Here is a 13,354-nt window from a genome sequence, read left to right as displayed (position 1 = left end):
GTCTGTCAAGGGGGTTTTTATGTTTCATGAAAGGGAGGGAGGTTCATGCTTAACGAAGGTGCGAACCCCCCTCTCCGGATCGGTCGGCGCAGCTCGGTCGCCGTGGATGATGCTCTTACATGAGGCAAATATAGGTCGGTACGGGCGCCCCGGAAATAATCGGCCTGCCGGTCCGATCGAGAAGAAGCCCGCCTGAAGACAACCTGTCCGCGCTTACTCCGAGAAGGAAAGGTGAAGAGCGACCTTCTGTTTCTCATTGAGGATCTTCAGGCTGTTCAGTCCGGCGCGAAGGCGGTCGCTTTCGATTTTCGCAAACCGTTCTGCGATGCCCTCAATCCGGGCTTCGATCTTCTGATCCGAGGCCTCGCGCCGGATTATCTCCTCCAGATCGAGATGCACCCCCCTGAAGCGCAGGCCCGGTCTAGGCGCGCCTGCCGTCTTGCGGCGATCTCCAGCGCCGCCAGTAACTCCACCTGCGGACGGCTGAGCCCCAGCTCCTCGGCACGATCAAGGGGCGAGGAAGATTCCTCGCTTTCGGAAAACAGCGCAACCGCCGTTTCCCCTTCCCCCCGCGGGACTCTTTTTTGTATCTCCGCCAGCTTCGCCCGCTGCGGCGGTCAACACCCCTCCAGTTTCCGGGAGAACTCAGAAAGTTTCGGGAAAAAGATCCCTTCCAATTGCGCGGTCCGCTCCATCACTTCCTTCGTTTTCTCTGTAGCCCCAGTCGAGTGTTGAAGTCTTCCGGCATCTGAAGGGTCAATTGCCGCCGCCGATGCCCCCGGAAGATCTCTTCTGCTCCGGGGTCAGGGTCGCCTGCAACGCCGCGGCCGCCTCGATCATCCGCCCGAGTTCATCGGCTTCGATCCCGCCGGTGACCTGGTTTGCCGTCCGGTACTCCTCGTGCAACAGCAGGCCGTGGCGACGCTTGATCAAGATCTCCTCGAATAATCCCAATTAAGATCGCCTCCTTTTTCCAAAGGTCCTTCTTGAAAGAGGCGACCTCTTGACGGATCGCCTCCTCCTGCTCCTGCGAGAGCCGGAGCGCCTCTTTTGCGCCCAGGTGTCGTTTGCCAGCGCTTCCACCGCCCGGATCATCCGCAGCCCGGGGTCATTTCGATCTCTTTCCTGCGATCACCGCTCCGCACCGGAAACCATCCAGAAAAGGATCCCGAAGACAACGGATCCGATGAAATGAACCGACCTTCTATGTTTCTTCATGGCCTCTCCTCCCCTTGTGTCAGGTTAAAATCCCACACCCCTCGGGTGATCTCGTCATCAAGACGCGCAACCATCTCCCGGCCCAGGGCCAATAGAAGTCCGATCAGAAAAAACGAGAGCAGGGTCAGCAAAAATGCCGTCACCCAGATCCCAAAGAGGGTCTCTTTTTCTTCCGCTTCATCCCGTTTCATAAGTCCTTCCCGGTCTCCCTAAATAGCACTTACCTCCTTGCGGACCGATCCAGATGATAGGCGATCGGCACCGTCACCTCCAGACGGCCTCCCAGTTCGGGGGGAAGCGGCGGGAGGGGGGAGAGGGAGCGGATGGTTTGTATCGCCGCCCGGTTGAGAAGGGAAGAAGAAGAGGCCTCGGCAATCTCCACCTCTAAGAGCTTTCCGTCGGCCCCGACAACTAGACGGACCGTCACCCTTCCCTCCTGGCCCATCCGGCGCGCCCGCTCCGGATAGGCGCGGGCCGCCTCGATCCGCTCCCGCAGGCCGGCCAGATAGCCTTCCCACTCTGCCCCTCCTTGGGAGGCCAAAGGGCCGTCTCCCGCCCCGGCGGCTTTGGGTTGCCCGCCGGTGGAGGAGGCCATCTCCGATCTCCCTCCGGTCTCTTCCGCCCCTTCGACAGAAAAAGGATGCTCCTCTTTTTCTGTCGAAGGCTGATTGGAAGAGAGGCTCGCTTCTCTTTCCGGCGCCTCTATCTCTGCAAAGGGGGGCGGAGTTGTCCCGGAGTCCTCCTTGTCGGGAGGGATGAGGCGCTCCGGCGCGGCTTCCTCCGGGCGGGGCGGAACAGTCGCCTCCAAAAGAGAGGAGATCTCCGGCTCAACGTCCAGGGGCGCAGGGGCTGCTTCCGGCCTAGGAGGGGTTGGCGGCCGATGCGAAGCGCGCTTTTTTTGCGCCGGAGCCGGTTTCTGTGCAGGCGGAGAGAGCGCTGGTTCAGTAACCTTCCCGGCTGCCGGAGGGGTGGGTGGCCCCGCAGGCGACGCCGCCGGCCCTTCTGCGGGAAGGAGAAGCAGCGGAATTTTTTTGACCTCTTTACCCGGCGCGACAGGCGGCCTCTCCGGCGAGGGGAGGCCGAAGAGCAGGGCATGGAGAATCAGCGAGAGCGCCCAGCTTCCGACCCTTCTCACGGCGACTCGCCTTTCGGCCGGGTCAGAACCGTCAGGTTTGAGTGGTTATGGTGCCGAACGACATCGAGGACATCGACAAAGCGCTGAAACGGGGCCTCGCGGTCTGCAGAGAGGAGAATCGGCCTCTTTCGGTCTGCTTCGACCTTCGCCTGCAAGGCCGCGCCGAGCCCCTCCAGGGAAATCTCTTCTTCGTCGATAAAGATCGTCCCCTCTTTTTGGATGAAAAGATGAACGCTCTCTTCCCGAGCCTCCTCCTTCGCATGCTCGGCGGAGGGAAGGGTGAGGTCGAGCGCCGGCTGCGCCGCGAAAATCGAGGTGAGAAGGAAGAAGATCAGAAGCTGAAAGACCATGTCGATCATGGGGGTCATGTCGATGAAAGGGGTGGAGCCGGCATCGGTCCGGGACGACTTCAGTCGGAGCATTGCGACTCCCCCATCGCCCACTCGGCCGCCGGGGCGCGCCGCGCCTCTCTCTTCATCAACAGCAGCAGCTCGCTTCCGTAATGTTCGATCTGGAAGGCGAGGTGAGAAACTTTCCTCTGAAAGTAATGATGAACGATGAAGGTGGGGATCGCGACGAAGAGCCCCCCCACCGTCGTGATCAGGGCAGCCCAGATGCCCGAAGCCAATAGCGCCGGCGAGACCCGCGCTTCCATCTCGGCCACCCGCTGAAAGGCTTCGACCAGGCCGACGACCGTCCCCAAAAGCCCGAGCATCGTGGAAATGGAAGCAATCAGAGCCAGGAGCGGGATTCCCCGCCGGATGGTTTGGAGGAGCGCCTCTCCCCGGATCGCCATCGCCTCCTGGACAACTTCCGCCCCCTCGTCCCGGTGCTTTAAACCCTCTTTCAGAACGAGGCCGACCGGCCCGACGATCTTCTCCGCCATCCGCATCGCCCCCTCCCGGTCCTGGGACCGCAACCGCTCAGAAAGCGCCTCGAAGGCCCCCTGTGCTTCTCCCCGGATCTGCCAGAAGAACCACCCCCGCTCGATTGCAGTGGCCAGGGCCACCACCGAGGCCAGCAGGATCGGGTGCATGAGCGCTCCCCCTTTCAGGTATAGATCGACCATTCCTCTCTCCCCCCTTTCAAACCTCTAAAACAAAAAACGCCCGGACCAATTCTCTATCCGGGCGTGGGGTTTGGAACCTCTAGCCGCTGCGCAAAACGTCTCTATTCGAGACGCCCCCGCCGGATCGCGATCACGCCGGGGGCGCATAATATTGAGAATGACTCTCAGTATCTTTCTGCGAGATTACCTGTTTTGCCTGCGGCCTGTCAAGCCTTTTTCCAGCGCGTTCTCATCTCCTGTTTTCTCCTGCGCGGGAGCGGTGGCGTAATTCCCAGCGCCTTTCGAAAATTCCGAAGAGAGCCCCATCCCTTTCGGATCTGCCACTGGAGGGAGCGCCCCGCTTTCAGACGCAAGAGCTCCGTTGCTGTAGGATGATGGCCCACTTCCTGAGCCAGGAGAATATAAAGATCGACACACGCCATCTGCTGCCGGTCGCTCCGGATCTTGGCAAGTTCCTCCCGTGTGATCCGGTATGAGCGGCACAGCCGACGCAGAGATTCCAAGGAGAGTCGGTTCACTTCCGCCGCGGCATCCAACCTTAGACATTTTTTGTAGTCGTCGAGGATCTTCCTCCTGGACGGAACAGAAGGGCGAGGGAATGGATACTCAAACAATCCGATCTTCGCCCCCCTGACCAACAATTGCCGGACCCGCTCCCGACTCAGCCCCATCGTCCGACCGACGGCCGCCAGCGACTTCTTCTCTCGATAGATTCGGTGGAGCTCACGCAATCGCTCCACCGTGGAAGGGCGGTTGGAAATCTCCGCCTGGGAAAGCGCCGTCAACCCTAAAGCGGTCCGGATCTTCTTCTCAGTATAATGAGAAACCGGGCGCGCCTCCAAGATCTTTCGCAGCGTCGTCGGGTTCACCCGGCAGCGCGAGGAGACCTCCAGCAGGTCGATCTCGTCCCGCACCATTTTGGCGACCTCGGAAAAGAGCGAGGCACCGGTTTCATCCAGGACAAATCCTCCAGATACTCGATCGAACATCGTTTCCTCCCCTCCATATCATCAGAATGCTTTGAGAACCATTACCCCTTTCTTAATGCCTCCGCCGGGTCGAGCCGCGCCGCCTTCAGGGTCGGATAGAGACCGAAGATCAGCCCCACCCCTACCGAAAAGAAAAAGGGACAACGAAGGCGAGCAGGAAGAAGAGTGCCCGGAAGGAAACCAGCCGCGCCATCCCCCGCCGGCCCCCAGAAGAATCCCCAGCGTCCCTCCCGCCAGGCTGAGATTCTGTCAGAAACTGGTGAAGAATATCCTTTCGGGTCGCCCCCACCGCCCGGCAGGCCAATCTCGGCGGTCCGCTCGGCCACAGAGACCAGCATGATATTCATGATCCCGATCCCTCCGACCAGGAAGGGAGATTGCCACCACACTCCCCAGGAGGAGGCTGAAGGTCCGGCTGACCATCCCCATCGTCTCCAGGACTTCGGTCTGGCGGGCGATGTGAAAATCGTCCTCCACTTCCTGCGGAATCCGATGGCGTTGCCGCCGCCGCCGAGTCACCTCCGTGGCGGTTTGGTCCAGGACCGACGTCTCCGTCGCCTGAACCAGAATGCTCCGGACCAGCTCCCCCCGAAGAGATGCTTCTGGTAGGTGGTCACCGGGATCATGATCCGATCACCTGCCTCCAGCAGCTCCACCCGCTTGCCCCGCGCTTCCAGGATCCCCAGGACCAGAAAGTTCTTCCCCTGACTTTGATGAATTTTCCCATCGGATTTTCTCCCCGGAAGAGGGCTTCGGCTGCCTTCGCCCCCAGCAGCGCTACCATCCGCCGGGCTTTGAGATTGCCCTCGATAAAACGGCTCCCTGCGGCCATCCGGTAACGCAGCAGATCAAGATATGCCGGCGTTACCCCGAAGACCCGGCTGTCGCTGTTCCGATTCCGGTATTTGATCTGGACGCGGGAGAAAACTTCCGGAACGGCGGCGGCCACCCCCGGATCTTCCCCACGGACTCTGCATCTTCGAGCGTGAGGGTCTCGACATTCCCCAGCCAGGCATATCCGACGCGGGCCTTTCCCGGTCGGACGAAGAGGAGGTTTGCCCCCAACTCACGGATTCCCTCTGTGGCGCTCTCCCGGGTGCCAGCCCCAATCGCCAGGGTCGCCACAGGGAGGCGACCCTGATCACCACTCCCAGGATCGAGAGGGGGTCCGGAGCGGGTGGGCGCGAAGTCCCTCCCAGGCGAAGTGGACGACCCATAAGGCGGCGGGGATCAGACCGACCGCCCAGGAGATGGAGCGGCCAACAATCATCGGAACTGTCCCCTTCGATCACCACCTCGGTCCCCTCGGGGGATCTCGACCATCTTCCCATCGGTCGCGCCGACGGCCACCTCCCGGAACGAGACCGTCTCCCCCTGGCGAATCGAGAGCCCCCATCGCTCTCCCTCTTTCCGAACCCCCTCCTGTGGAAGGAGGAGGATGTCCGATCGCCGTTGGGTGATGATCTCGGCGTTGGTGGTCAGCCCCGGCCGGGTTCCTTCCGGGATTCTTCCAGACCGAGAAAGAGGGGAACCACCGGCGAGATCGTTGCGGATCCGGGCCGCCGGGGCAATCTGGGCCACCTGGGCGCGCAAGATCCGATCGGGAAAGACATCCAGCCGCACGGTCGCCTCCTGCCCGGGGACAACCCGCCCGGCACGGTCTCATCGATTTCGGCGTCGATCTGGAGCCGGGAGGGATCTCCTACGACGGCAAGCAGCGTCCCCTGAGAGAAGGAGGAGATTTCCCGAAGAGATGATCAGCCCCCGCTCTATATAGAGGGAGAGCAGGACTCCGGAGAGGGGGAGATCACCCGCGTCTGGCAGAGGCGCTGGGCCTGCGCCAGGGCCAAGTCGGCCTCCCGCAGCCCTGCTTCCTGATGGGCCGTCTCTTTCTCCTGATCGGAGAGAAAACCCTTCTCATGGAGCGAATCGCTCCTTGAGCCCGTTAGGCGCGCCTTTTTGAAGGAGGATCTCCCCCTTCTTCACCCCTGCCTCCGCAGCCAACAGATCGGCCCTCGCTCTCTGGCTAGCGATCTCTTCGATCTCGGATCGATCTAGATGAGAATCTCTCCTTTCTCTACCCGCGCTCCCTCCATGCGATGAATTTTCAGGATCTCCCCGCTCGCCTTTGACTTGATCTCCACCCCGAGAAGGCCGACATCACACACCGATCGCGGGGACCGTGAGCACCAGCTCCCCCCGCACAAGCCGCACCGTCCGGAGTGGGGGCGGGGAAGAGCCCGACGGCCGCACGGCGGTCAGCCAAAAGACCCCAGGACGACCAGGAGCAACACCCCGCCCCCAAGGAAGACCGATTGCGACTTTGATAATGCGCTTCATAAGACCACCCCTTCCGATTCTCTTTCCTTTTCCAATCCCGCCCAGTAATTGGCCTGCGTCCTGAGCAGTTCTATTAAGTGCGGATCTTCCCTCACCCACCTCGGAGTCATCCCCCATCACCTCATAGTGTTGCGCGATCAGAGAAGGGAGGGCCTCCTCCCGATACCGCTTCTCCAGCCAGAGGGCTGCCTTCCAGAGGGTGGAAAGCGGCGGCGTCCTCCATCGCTCCAGGAGCTCGATCAGCGTATAACGGGCCATCTCTTCCTGTTTGATTTGTCCATCCCGCGTCAACAGATGCCCTTCTTCAGGGAACAGTCTTCTCATACCGGATCGTATACCAGCCGCTCTCCGTTGTCTGCGGATGGTAGTAGCTGAGGATCTGGAGTTTGAAGCATCGGTTCCGGACTTGATCAAGTAAAAATCCGGTAGTTCGGCCAGAGCTTATGGTCGTTGCCGGTGATATTGCAGGCGTTCCACGACGAGTCGACGAAAATTCCGCCCGTTTTATCATCAAAATAGTGGGCCACCTGTCCCCGGTCGACGCCGTTGATAACCGTATCGGGGTTATTCCCCAATCCCATTACTCCCCCTTTGCTAGAACCGTTCACCCGCCGTTGACCCGGATCCAGTATTCTCGCGCGGCGCTGTCATACGCTACCTTCAGATCCCATCCGTCGGCTGAAGGGTCGACAACCATATCCATTGCATCGAAGTCGAGGGCCGCCGACCCGCCGCCGATCGGGATGGAAAGAATGTGGGAGTGCAGATCACCGAAGGCGGTGATACCCACCGACTGGACCTTCATCTCGAGGGTAATCCGCCGGATCCCGGCGCCGCTGTCCCGCACGATCTCAGTCATATGGAACTTTGCACAGCTGTTCCCATCGGCCGACCTGAGCACCCACCAATTTTCAGGGACGGCATTGACGGCATGGGTCGGAGGACCTTCATAGAACCACCACCCGTCTTTCGTCTCATCCCCTTTGATCGCCAGGACCAGCTTGTCGGTCTTGAACTCAGAGTCGGCCGGAATCTGAGCCGCTGTCACCATCTCAAAATCGAGGCGTTCGGTCTCGGCGGTCGCGGCCTCAAACCAGGCGCCGATTGATCAAGGTCGCTGTCGTTGTCCGGGCCATAGACCTCGGCGTTTTTCCCGGTGAAGAAGCCGACCACTCCCTTTTTGTCAGAGTCCCCGCCGTTCCGTTTGATGCTGCTCCGTTTGAACGCGATATCCTAATCGGTAGAATCTGGCGCATCGGCATCGGAGAGATCAACCACTAGTTCGTCGGTCGGAGGCGCCCCGAACCCGCCCGCCGTGGCATCGATCAGGATGCTTTTGCAGCGGATTCGGAGCCGGCAGGGGCCCCTGCAGAAACAGCATTGTCTGAGCCCCGCCGCACCCAGTCAGCATTCCTATGGAAAGTAAACATGTCAAGCCAACGCCCGGCAGAAGCAAACCATGCTTTAGAAACTTCATCTCCCGACTCCTTTCTTTTGGCCTCCTGGGGCGCTGGATTGAGGTTAACTGTTTTGTTCGAACCACCCGAGCGCCACTGAATAAATAAAACCGGGGGCGAAGGTTATAGATCTTAGGGCCTTCCGGTTCACCGCTTGGAGACCGGCCCCACCATGAAGGCGGCCCGCATCCCCTTCTGGTAGTGGCCCTCGGCCTGGCCACCCTCCAGAACATTGCAGAAGAGAACATAGGCGCCGGCCGAAAGATCAAGGGTCATCTCCTTCTCCAGGCCCGGGGCAAACTCCTCGACCTCCCCGACCACTTTCCCCGCCGCCTCTTCTCTTACCATTCCTTCCTTCACCGTGAGGGCGTTGGCGGGGCGGTCGGTCTTGAGGATCACCAGCTCATGGGCGACCGTGCCGGTATTCTTCGCCTTGAATAGGACCCTGCCGCCGGCGGCGAGGGTCGCCCTGTCCGGCATCACGCTCCATTCTTTCAGTGCCACAGAAACCTTCTCGGCCGGACTGCTGGCAGAGGTCGTATTGTCCTGACGGCGGCAACCGGCCCACGCCAGGGCGAAGCAAAAAAGGGCCGCCGCGATCGGTACCGGCGGGAGAGAGGGTGAAATCAGAAAACGCCTCAGAAAATTCATTTTCGTCGCTCCTTTCTTTTGGTCCCTCCAGGGGGCCCGGTTGCGTTTTTATATACTCACCCTCACCCCCGCGTACACAAACTGCGGGATCACCGGCCGGAGGTCGCCGAAATCGGACCGGTTCGGGTCCGGTGGAGATCGGTCACATTGTCGATCCCGGCAAAGAGGGTCGTATGCTTTCCGACCTCCTGGTTAACTTTGACATCGAGCGTGGTCCAACCGAGAGAGGTCGCCTCGTTCTGAACATCGACAAAGGACTTGCTCTCATGCACCGCACGGAGGGTCATGACGCGGCTTCGCGATATCGAGGCCCCCCTTGATCTGGTGCCGGGGACGCTGGGGGAGCCATTTGTCGAGGTCGGTGTCTTTCGCCCAGAGGTAGGTATAGCCGGCTTTGAAGGTATATAGGCGCAGGAAGGAGAGAGAGGCCGACACCTCCGCCACCCTGGGTGACCGCCAGGTTGACATTCCGGAACTCAAAGATCTGAAGGCCGGTCGCCACGTTCTCATGTCTCAATCCCGGCCTGGAAGCTGCCGGAAGACTCCGGCGTGAGATCGGGATTTCCGAGCACCTGATAACCGAGGGCGCTGTGGTCAAAGAAGAAAAACGCTCTCTTAAATTGGGAACACGGTATCTCTTTCCATATCCCAAACGGAGATTAACACTGGAAGCGGCCTTGGCCATCAGGTTGATCCTAGGGGCGACGAAGAGGCCGAAGTCGCTGTCAACCTGATAGCGGATTCCGGGGAGAAGTTCAAGCCGGGAAGCCAGGAAGATGTCGTCTTGAAGATACGCTTCGTAGTTCCGCCGCCCAGCGCCGGGGGTCATCTCCTGAACCTTAATAACCCCGGAGGCTTCGTTGCTGACCTGCTCCTGCGTCAAGGTCTCCCGGCCCGCGACCGCCCCTGCCATGAAGAGATGGCGCTCCCTCATTGGAATGTGCCACTGGACCTCCCCCTTTGAGAGTTCAATCACCGCAGTCCTCTTCTGATCGAGTTGGGGGAGGCAAGGGATATCCTGGGAGCTGGAGCTGATATCCAAAAGCTGCTCATAGGCAACGGTTCCGGAGAGACGCGATCCCTCCTCTAACGGCATTTTCCCGCCGAGGGTGATGTGCCATTTGCCGACCTCTTCGGCAAACTTCCCGGGGCTTTGCCCCAGGCCGGGGACGTTGGTGGAGAAGAGGTGCTCTTTGTCCTCTTTGTAGTAGCGGGGGGAGAGGAGAATCTTCCCCCCGCCGGGCGGCGTCAGGGCGAATAGGGGGTCGAGATTCCACCGCAGGCCCTCATCCCCGTCGGTCTGGATCGACCTCCTGTTTAACTTGTCTAAGTCGAAGCCTTCGGACCGCCTCAGGTCGGAGGTCAGCTTGGGATTCCAGCGTGGACGCTTCAGTGAAAGATCGGCCAGGGTATGGGCCGCCCCCAGTCGCCCGCCCAGCTCCGCGTCACCAAGGTTTTTACTCCCGTAGTTTCCGGCATCCATCTCCAAGGTGAAGGAAAAAGACTCTTTCGGCTCCCGCGTGATGACGTTAATCACCCCTCCCATGCCTCGCTCCCGTAGAGGGCGGAGGTCGCCTCTTTGACGATTTCGATCCGCTCAATGTCGGCGGCGCCGATCTGGGGTGAGGTCGACGGACGATCCAGTGGTGGCGGTCAGCCGCTCGTCATTGAGCAGGATAAGGACCCGGTCGGCGTCGAACCCCTGCATCCAGACCGCCTGCCCCTGCTTGCCGTGGATCTCGCGCAGGATCAGCCCCGGGACATCTCCAGCGCCTCCTTGAGATCCCAGGCATTGGGTCCGCTCGATCTCTTCCCGGGTGACGACCTCCGTCTTCACCGGCGCCTCCAGCAGCTTTTTCTCCGTCCGGGTCTCGGTGACGACCACCTCTTCCATTTCCAGCCTGGGACCGAGCCGCCGGTATCTCTCCCCTCTGATTGCTCCCGGGCCGCCGCAACGGAGACTCCCACGACGATGACCTAGACAACCACCAGCAGACCACACCGCATCAGCGCTCCTTCTCCTTCTGGAAGGGAAAGAGGTTTCCTCCCGGAAAAGATCGGCCAGGGAAACATACTCCTCCCTGTTGAAATGGAGCATGATCTTCCTAAGACTGACATGATAGCCTTCGCACCTGCAGCGCTCGATCACACTGAATTCCGATTTGGCCAGGGTTACCGTCTGATGACCCGATCCGTTTTTCATGAAAACCTCCCTTCCGATTCGATCCGTTTGCTTCTTCCCAATCCTTCCCAGTGACGGAAATGTCCCATCAAAAGTTCGACGAAATGTGGATCCTCCCTGGCCTCCGGATGGGCCGCCATCAGCCCGTAGTGCTGCGCGATCAGGAGGGGGAGCGTCGGCCTCGCCTCCTGCCGGTACTGCCCCTCCAGCCAGAGGGTCGCCTTCCAGAGAAGAGAGAGTGGAAGCAGCTTCCTGTTTTCCAACGCCCCGATCGTCTCCTGTTCCATATCCCCTCCGTCGTTCCCACACCCACCTCAAAGTGGGTTGCCGCCCTGATGCCAAATCTGTTAAACAACTCTATGGATTCCGTAAAACAATCATTCCCCAAAAAGGAGGAAAACGACCATGAACAGACAAGCCGTCATCGATCTTCTCAACAGAGCCGTCAGTTTGGAATATGCCTCCGCGATCATGTATCAACAGCATTCCCTGCTGGTCCAAGGTGTCCACCGGGAAGTGCATTCAAGCCTCTTCAGAAAGATGAGCGAATCCTCCTTCCGGCATGCCCGGGAGATCGGGGAGTATATCGTCGCGCTCGGTGCCGTCCCCACGGTGGAGCCGGCGACGATCCGGCAGTCGGCCGACCTCAACGAGATGCTCCGCCTCGGCCTGGAGGTGGAGACGACCGCCCTTGAGACCTACAAAGAGGGCGTTTCTCTCGTCTCTGACGACATTCCCCTGCGCGTCATGCTGGAACATTTGGCCCAGGACGAATACCTTCATCTGACTGAGATCGAGAAGATGCTCGGCATGAAGGCCCTCCAGATCCCCGCCTCCGCCCGAGAGGTCAGATCAAAACAGGCGGGGTAGTCGCGCTCTCCCCCTCCCGGTGCCGTTCCCTCTCGAATCGGACCAGAGGAAAAGGAAGGACCTTCCCTCTGGTCTGCTTCTTCGCTATCCTTTTGGGCTCAAGCAGCTTCTCTGCCCTCTTCAAGACGATCCGAAGGGTATGGAGCTGTCGGGAATCGAGTCGAATCGTCTTCTGAGGATACCAGCCGATCCCTTCCCCCCAGGAGAGGAAGCGAAGGTAAAACTTCCCCTCATTTTCCTCCCCCCGGCTCAGCAAGATCTCCACTCTTTCAGTTCCCTCCCTCCCCTTCAGAATCCCGACGACGTCCTTCATCTTTATTTCCTCCTGCATCCTTTTTTCTCTTCAGTTTCTGCCGGCTGCAAAAACCGAAGAATTCAAACCCCAGCGCCGTCATGACCCGCACCAGCGTCTTGACCGTGATGTTCGCCTTCCCGGCCTCGATCCGCTGGTAATACTTATAGCTGACTCCGATCTCCTCCATCTCCGACTGGGTCAGCCCCCGCCGCGAGCGCAGCCGCCGGAGCTGCTCACTCACCAGCTTCAGAGCCTTCTCTTCCGCAGACTGATCAAACCGCCCTTCCTTCGATCTCCCCCGCGTCTCTGCTTCCCGCATTCGATTCCGCAATCATCTTCCTCCCGAACTCCGTGACCGATCGAGAGAATTTTCTTTTCCACCGGCTACTCTTTCTCAGAAGCCTCTCTATCGGCAACCATTGATGATATTTGATTGCTCATTGCCCGGATTTTCCGCTCGATTCCCCTCTGAAGCCACCGGGTGAGGACCGGATGGGGGGCGAAGGCCGCGCGGTTCATCTGATAATCTTCCCCTTCCTTAAGCCCGGCCTTCTCCAGAAGCCCCCGGTAAGGACCGGCGCCGCGAAGGCGATGGGAGATCAGCACGACCCGCCCGCTCTGCTTCCATTCTTCGATCTTCTCCTTCAGCTGCGCCACCGCTTTCTCCCGCTTCTCCGGCCAGTCCTCGCGGACGGTCGCCGCCAGAAGGGCCCGGAGCTTCTTGCAATGCGGATCGGATTGAAGCTGCCCGATCTGGCGGTTCATCGCCACAAGCCACCGCGCATCGGTTTCATCGTCCCCCGCGCCGTGGGCCACCAGAATGACCGTCTCTCCGGCGGCTGATCTCCATGATCCATTCATGCAGGATCTCGGTGAGCGCTAAGTCTTCTTCATAGCCGCCGAAGGTGGAAAAGCGCGCCGCGCTCCGGATTTGAGGAGGCGGTGGGGCATCGTGATCCTCCCCGTGGGTCGGTGGGCGCTCGGAGAGGCCGAGGATGTAGTCGGTGATCTCCGTTATCTGATCGGAGAGACCATACATCCGGACAAAGACAATCTGCCGGACCCCCTGATCCTCCAACCGCGAGATCGCCTGCTGAATGGTGAGAGGATCCCCCATCCCATAGGCCATCTCGATCCGGTAGCGCCTC

General features: G+C 60.1%; 26 protein-coding genes. 3 read left to right on the top strand and 23 right to left on the bottom strand.

Annotation, left to right across the window (positions count from 1 at the left end):
• Positions 1-231 precede the first annotated feature (231 nt).
• Positions 232-735, top strand: a complete 504-nt coding sequence (locus MNODULE_RS22805; protein ID WP_168063509.1) for a hypothetical protein — start codon at positions 232-234, stop codon at positions 733-735.
• A gap of 21 nt (positions 736-756) precedes the next feature.
• Here MNODULE_RS22805 and MNODULE_RS22800 read toward each other — a convergent pair whose 3' ends face one another.
• From MNODULE_RS22800 to MNODULE_RS22770, 7 genes are all read right to left on the bottom strand, one after another.
• Positions 757-954, bottom strand: coding sequence for a hypothetical protein (locus MNODULE_RS22800; RefSeq protein ID WP_168063508.1), 198 nt, complete (start codon positions 952-954; stop codon positions 757-759).
• A gap of 260 nt (positions 955-1,214) precedes the next feature.
• The gene (locus MNODULE_RS22795) at positions 1,215-1,409 is read right to left on the bottom strand and encodes a hypothetical protein (protein ID WP_168063507.1); all 195 of its coding nucleotides are present in this window, start codon (positions 1,407-1,409) and stop codon (positions 1,215-1,217) included.
• Positions 1,410-1,438: 29 nt separating this feature from the next.
• Positions 1,439-2,353: a TonB family protein gene (locus tag MNODULE_RS25325; protein ID WP_168063506.1), complete on the bottom strand. Its 915-nt coding sequence runs from the start codon at positions 2,351-2,353 to the stop codon at positions 1,439-1,441.
• Entirely contained in the window at positions 2,350-2,775 is a 426-nt protein-coding gene (locus MNODULE_RS22785; protein WP_168063505.1) for an ExbD/TolR family protein, read from the bottom strand. The genes MNODULE_RS25325 and MNODULE_RS22785 overlap by 4 nt, the downstream gene beginning before the upstream one ends.
• The gene (locus tag MNODULE_RS22780) at positions 2,763-3,422 is read right to left on the bottom strand and encodes a MotA/TolQ/ExbB proton channel family protein (RefSeq protein ID WP_168063504.1); all 660 of its coding nucleotides are present in this window, start codon (positions 3,420-3,422) and stop codon (positions 2,763-2,765) included. The genes MNODULE_RS22785 and MNODULE_RS22780 overlap by 13 nt, the downstream gene beginning before the upstream one ends.
• 206 nt (positions 3,423-3,628) lie before the next feature.
• The gene (locus tag MNODULE_RS22775; RefSeq protein WP_168063503.1) at positions 3,629-4,411 is read right to left on the bottom strand and encodes a sigma factor-like helix-turn-helix DNA-binding protein; all 783 of its coding nucleotides are present in this window, start codon (positions 4,409-4,411) and stop codon (positions 3,629-3,631) included.
• Between the two features lie 41 nt (positions 4,412-4,452).
• Positions 4,453-4,758 (bottom strand): ABC transporter permease, encoded by a 306-nt coding sequence (locus tag MNODULE_RS22770; RefSeq protein ID WP_168063502.1) that lies wholly within the window; start codon positions 4,756-4,758, stop codon positions 4,453-4,455.
• Here MNODULE_RS22770 and MNODULE_RS22765 point away from each other — a divergent pair.
• Positions 4,748-5,020 (top strand): hypothetical protein, encoded by a 273-nt coding sequence (locus MNODULE_RS22765; RefSeq protein ID WP_168063501.1) that lies wholly within the window; start codon positions 4,748-4,750, stop codon positions 5,018-5,020. The genes MNODULE_RS22770 and MNODULE_RS22765 overlap by 11 nt on opposite strands.
• A gap of 13 nt (positions 5,021-5,033) precedes the next feature.
• Here the strand turns inward: MNODULE_RS22765 and MNODULE_RS22760 are convergent, their stop codons facing one another.
• From MNODULE_RS22760 to MNODULE_RS22710, 12 genes are all read right to left on the bottom strand, one after another.
• Positions 5,034-5,423, bottom strand: a complete 390-nt coding sequence (locus tag MNODULE_RS22760) for an ABC transporter permease (protein ID WP_181071186.1) — start codon at positions 5,421-5,423, stop codon at positions 5,034-5,036.
• Between the two features lie 129 nt (positions 5,424-5,552).
• Positions 5,553-5,681 (bottom strand): hypothetical protein, encoded by a 129-nt coding sequence (locus tag MNODULE_RS25175; RefSeq protein ID WP_272953323.1) that lies wholly within the window; start codon positions 5,679-5,681, stop codon positions 5,553-5,555.
• The gene (locus MNODULE_RS22755; RefSeq protein WP_168063500.1) at positions 5,678-6,034 is read right to left on the bottom strand and encodes an efflux RND transporter periplasmic adaptor subunit; all 357 of its coding nucleotides are present in this window, start codon (positions 6,032-6,034) and stop codon (positions 5,678-5,680) included. The genes MNODULE_RS25175 and MNODULE_RS22755 overlap by 4 nt, the downstream gene beginning before the upstream one ends.
• A gap of 537 nt (positions 6,035-6,571) precedes the next feature.
• A complete protein-coding gene (locus MNODULE_RS22750) occupies positions 6,572-7,075 on the bottom strand; it encodes a hypothetical protein (RefSeq protein ID WP_168063499.1) in 504 nt (167 codons plus the stop codon).
• A gap of 86 nt (positions 7,076-7,161) precedes the next feature.
• The gene (locus tag MNODULE_RS22745; protein WP_168063498.1) at positions 7,162-7,332 is read right to left on the bottom strand and encodes a hypothetical protein; all 171 of its coding nucleotides are present in this window, start codon (positions 7,330-7,332) and stop codon (positions 7,162-7,164) included.
• Positions 7,333-7,355: 23 nt separating this feature from the next.
• Positions 7,356-7,802 carry a hypothetical protein gene (locus MNODULE_RS22740; protein WP_168063497.1) on the bottom strand — a complete coding sequence of 149 codons (447 nt, stop codon included), beginning with the start codon at positions 7,800-7,802 and terminating at the stop codon, positions 7,356-7,358.
• Positions 7,803-8,355: 553 nt separating this feature from the next.
• Positions 8,356-8,859, bottom strand: coding sequence for a cupredoxin domain-containing protein (locus MNODULE_RS22735; RefSeq protein ID WP_168063496.1), 504 nt, complete (start codon positions 8,857-8,859; stop codon positions 8,356-8,358).
• 89 nt (positions 8,860-8,948) lie between these two features.
• Positions 8,949-9,146, bottom strand: coding sequence for a hypothetical protein (locus MNODULE_RS22730; protein ID WP_168063495.1), 198 nt, complete (start codon positions 9,144-9,146; stop codon positions 8,949-8,951).
• On the bottom strand, positions 9,143-10,405 hold the full coding sequence (locus MNODULE_RS22725) for a TonB-dependent receptor plug domain-containing protein (protein WP_168063494.1): 1,263 nt from the start codon (positions 10,403-10,405) through the stop codon (positions 9,143-9,145). The genes MNODULE_RS22730 and MNODULE_RS22725 overlap by 4 nt, the downstream gene beginning before the upstream one ends.
• Complete coding sequence (locus tag MNODULE_RS25580; RefSeq protein WP_422666772.1) at positions 10,393-10,446, bottom strand: hypothetical protein; 54 nt, start codon at positions 10,444-10,446, stop codon at positions 10,393-10,395. Before MNODULE_RS25580 ends, MNODULE_RS22725 begins: the two co-directional genes overlap by 13 nt.
• A gap of 10 nt (positions 10,447-10,456) precedes the next feature.
• Positions 10,457-11,062, bottom strand: coding sequence for a TonB-dependent receptor plug domain-containing protein (locus tag MNODULE_RS22715; RefSeq protein WP_168063493.1), 606 nt, complete (start codon positions 11,060-11,062; stop codon positions 10,457-10,459).
• Complete coding sequence (locus MNODULE_RS22710; RefSeq protein ID WP_168063492.1) at positions 11,059-11,328, bottom strand: hypothetical protein; 270 nt, start codon at positions 11,326-11,328, stop codon at positions 11,059-11,061. The genes MNODULE_RS22715 and MNODULE_RS22710 overlap by 4 nt, the downstream gene beginning before the upstream one ends.
• A 118-nt stretch (positions 11,329-11,446) precedes the next feature.
• Between MNODULE_RS22710 and MNODULE_RS22705 the strand changes: the two genes are divergently transcribed.
• Positions 11,447-11,911, top strand: coding sequence for a ferritin-like domain-containing protein (locus MNODULE_RS22705; RefSeq protein WP_168063491.1), 465 nt, complete (start codon positions 11,447-11,449; stop codon positions 11,909-11,911).
• On the opposite strand, the gene MNODULE_RS22700 is transcribed toward MNODULE_RS22705, so the two are convergent.
• Genes MNODULE_RS22700 through MNODULE_RS22685 form a run of 4 tightly spaced genes read right to left on the bottom strand, consistent with a single transcriptional unit; the run spans position 11,889 to position 13,335 of the window.
• The gene (locus MNODULE_RS22700; RefSeq protein WP_168063490.1) at positions 11,889-12,224 is read right to left on the bottom strand and encodes a hypothetical protein; all 336 of its coding nucleotides are present in this window, start codon (positions 12,222-12,224) and stop codon (positions 11,889-11,891) included. The genes MNODULE_RS22705 and MNODULE_RS22700 overlap by 23 nt on opposite strands.
• Complete coding sequence (locus tag MNODULE_RS22695; protein ID WP_168063489.1) at positions 12,181-12,537, bottom strand: helix-turn-helix domain-containing protein; 357 nt, start codon at positions 12,535-12,537, stop codon at positions 12,181-12,183. The genes MNODULE_RS22700 and MNODULE_RS22695 overlap by 44 nt, the downstream gene beginning before the upstream one ends.
• A gap of 53 nt (positions 12,538-12,590) precedes the next feature.
• Positions 12,591-13,067: a hypothetical protein gene (locus MNODULE_RS22690; RefSeq protein WP_168063488.1), complete on the bottom strand. Its 477-nt coding sequence runs from the start codon at positions 13,065-13,067 to the stop codon at positions 12,591-12,593.
• Positions 12,997-13,335, bottom strand: a complete 339-nt coding sequence (locus MNODULE_RS22685; protein WP_168063487.1) for a hypothetical protein — start codon at positions 13,333-13,335, stop codon at positions 12,997-12,999. Before MNODULE_RS22685 ends, MNODULE_RS22690 begins: the two co-directional genes overlap by 71 nt.
• Positions 13,336-13,354: the final 19 nt, after the last annotated feature.

The organism is Candidatus Manganitrophus noduliformans (assembly GCF_012184425.1).
GTDB lineage: Bacteria > Nitrospirota > Nitrospiria > SBBL01 > Manganitrophaceae > Manganitrophus > Manganitrophus noduliformans.
Note: the sequence above shows the minus strand (reverse complement) of the source record. Positions and strands in the feature narration are given on the sequence as shown.

Coding starts and splice junctions, on each gene's coding strand:
- MNODULE_RS22725 (WP_168063494.1), bottom strand. CDS start 10,405: ATGGGAGGGGTGATTAACGTCATCACGCGGGAGCCGAAAGAGTCTTTT.
- MNODULE_RS22750 (WP_168063499.1), bottom strand. CDS start 7,075: ATGAGAAGACTGTTCCCTGAAGAAGGGCATCTGTTGACGCGGGATGGA.
- MNODULE_RS22770 (WP_168063502.1), bottom strand. CDS start 4,758: ATGAATATCATGCTGGTCTCTGTGGCCGAGCGGACCGCCGAGATTGGC.
- MNODULE_RS22775 (WP_168063503.1), bottom strand. CDS start 4,411: ATGTTCGATCGAGTATCTGGAGGATTTGTCCTGGATGAAACCGGTGCC.
- MNODULE_RS22740 (WP_168063497.1), bottom strand. CDS start 7,802: ATGGTGACAGCGGCTCAGATTCCGGCCGACTCTGAGTTCAAGACCGAC.
- MNODULE_RS22705 (WP_168063491.1), top strand. CDS start 11,447: ATGAACAGACAAGCCGTCATCGATCTTCTCAACAGAGCCGTCAGTTTG.
- MNODULE_RS22735 (WP_168063496.1), bottom strand. CDS start 8,859: ATGAATTTTCTGAGGCGTTTTCTGATTTCACCCTCTCTCCCGCCGGTA.
- MNODULE_RS22710 (WP_168063492.1), bottom strand. CDS start 11,328: ATGGAACAGGAGACGATCGGGGCGTTGGAAAACAGGAAGCTGCTTCCA.
- MNODULE_RS22785 (WP_168063505.1), bottom strand. CDS start 2,775: ATGCTCCGACTGAAGTCGTCCCGGACCGATGCCGGCTCCACCCCTTTC.
- MNODULE_RS22715 (WP_168063493.1), bottom strand. CDS start 11,062: ATGAAAAACGGATCGGGTCATCAGACGGTAACCCTGGCCAAATCGGAA.
- MNODULE_RS22745 (WP_168063498.1), bottom strand. CDS start 7,332: ATGGGATTGGGGAATAACCCCGATACGGTTATCAACGGCGTCGACCGG.
- MNODULE_RS22700 (WP_168063490.1), bottom strand. CDS start 12,224: ATGAAGGACGTCGTCGGGATTCTGAAGGGGAGGGAGGGAACTGAAAGA.
- MNODULE_RS22730 (WP_168063495.1), bottom strand. CDS start 9,146: ATGACCCTCCGTGCGGTGCATGAGAGCAAGTCCTTTGTCGATGTTCAG.
- MNODULE_RS22685 (WP_168063487.1), bottom strand. CDS start 13,335: ATGGCCTATGGGATGGGGGATCCTCTCACCATTCAGCAGGCGATCTCG.
- MNODULE_RS22780 (WP_168063504.1), bottom strand. CDS start 3,422: ATGGTCGATCTATACCTGAAAGGGGGAGCGCTCATGCACCCGATCCTG.
- MNODULE_RS22765 (WP_168063501.1), top strand. CDS start 4,748: ATGATATTCATGATCCCGATCCCTCCGACCAGGAAGGGAGATTGCCAC.
- MNODULE_RS22690 (WP_168063488.1), bottom strand. CDS start 13,067: ATGAATGGATCATGGAGATCAGCCGCCGGAGAGACGGTCATTCTGGTG.
- MNODULE_RS25175 (WP_272953323.1), bottom strand. CDS start 5,681: ATGATTGTTGGCCGCTCCATCTCCTGGGCGGTCGGTCTGATCCCCGCC.
- MNODULE_RS22795 (WP_168063507.1), bottom strand. CDS start 1,409: ATGAAACGGGATGAAGCGGAAGAAAAAGAGACCCTCTTTGGGATCTGG.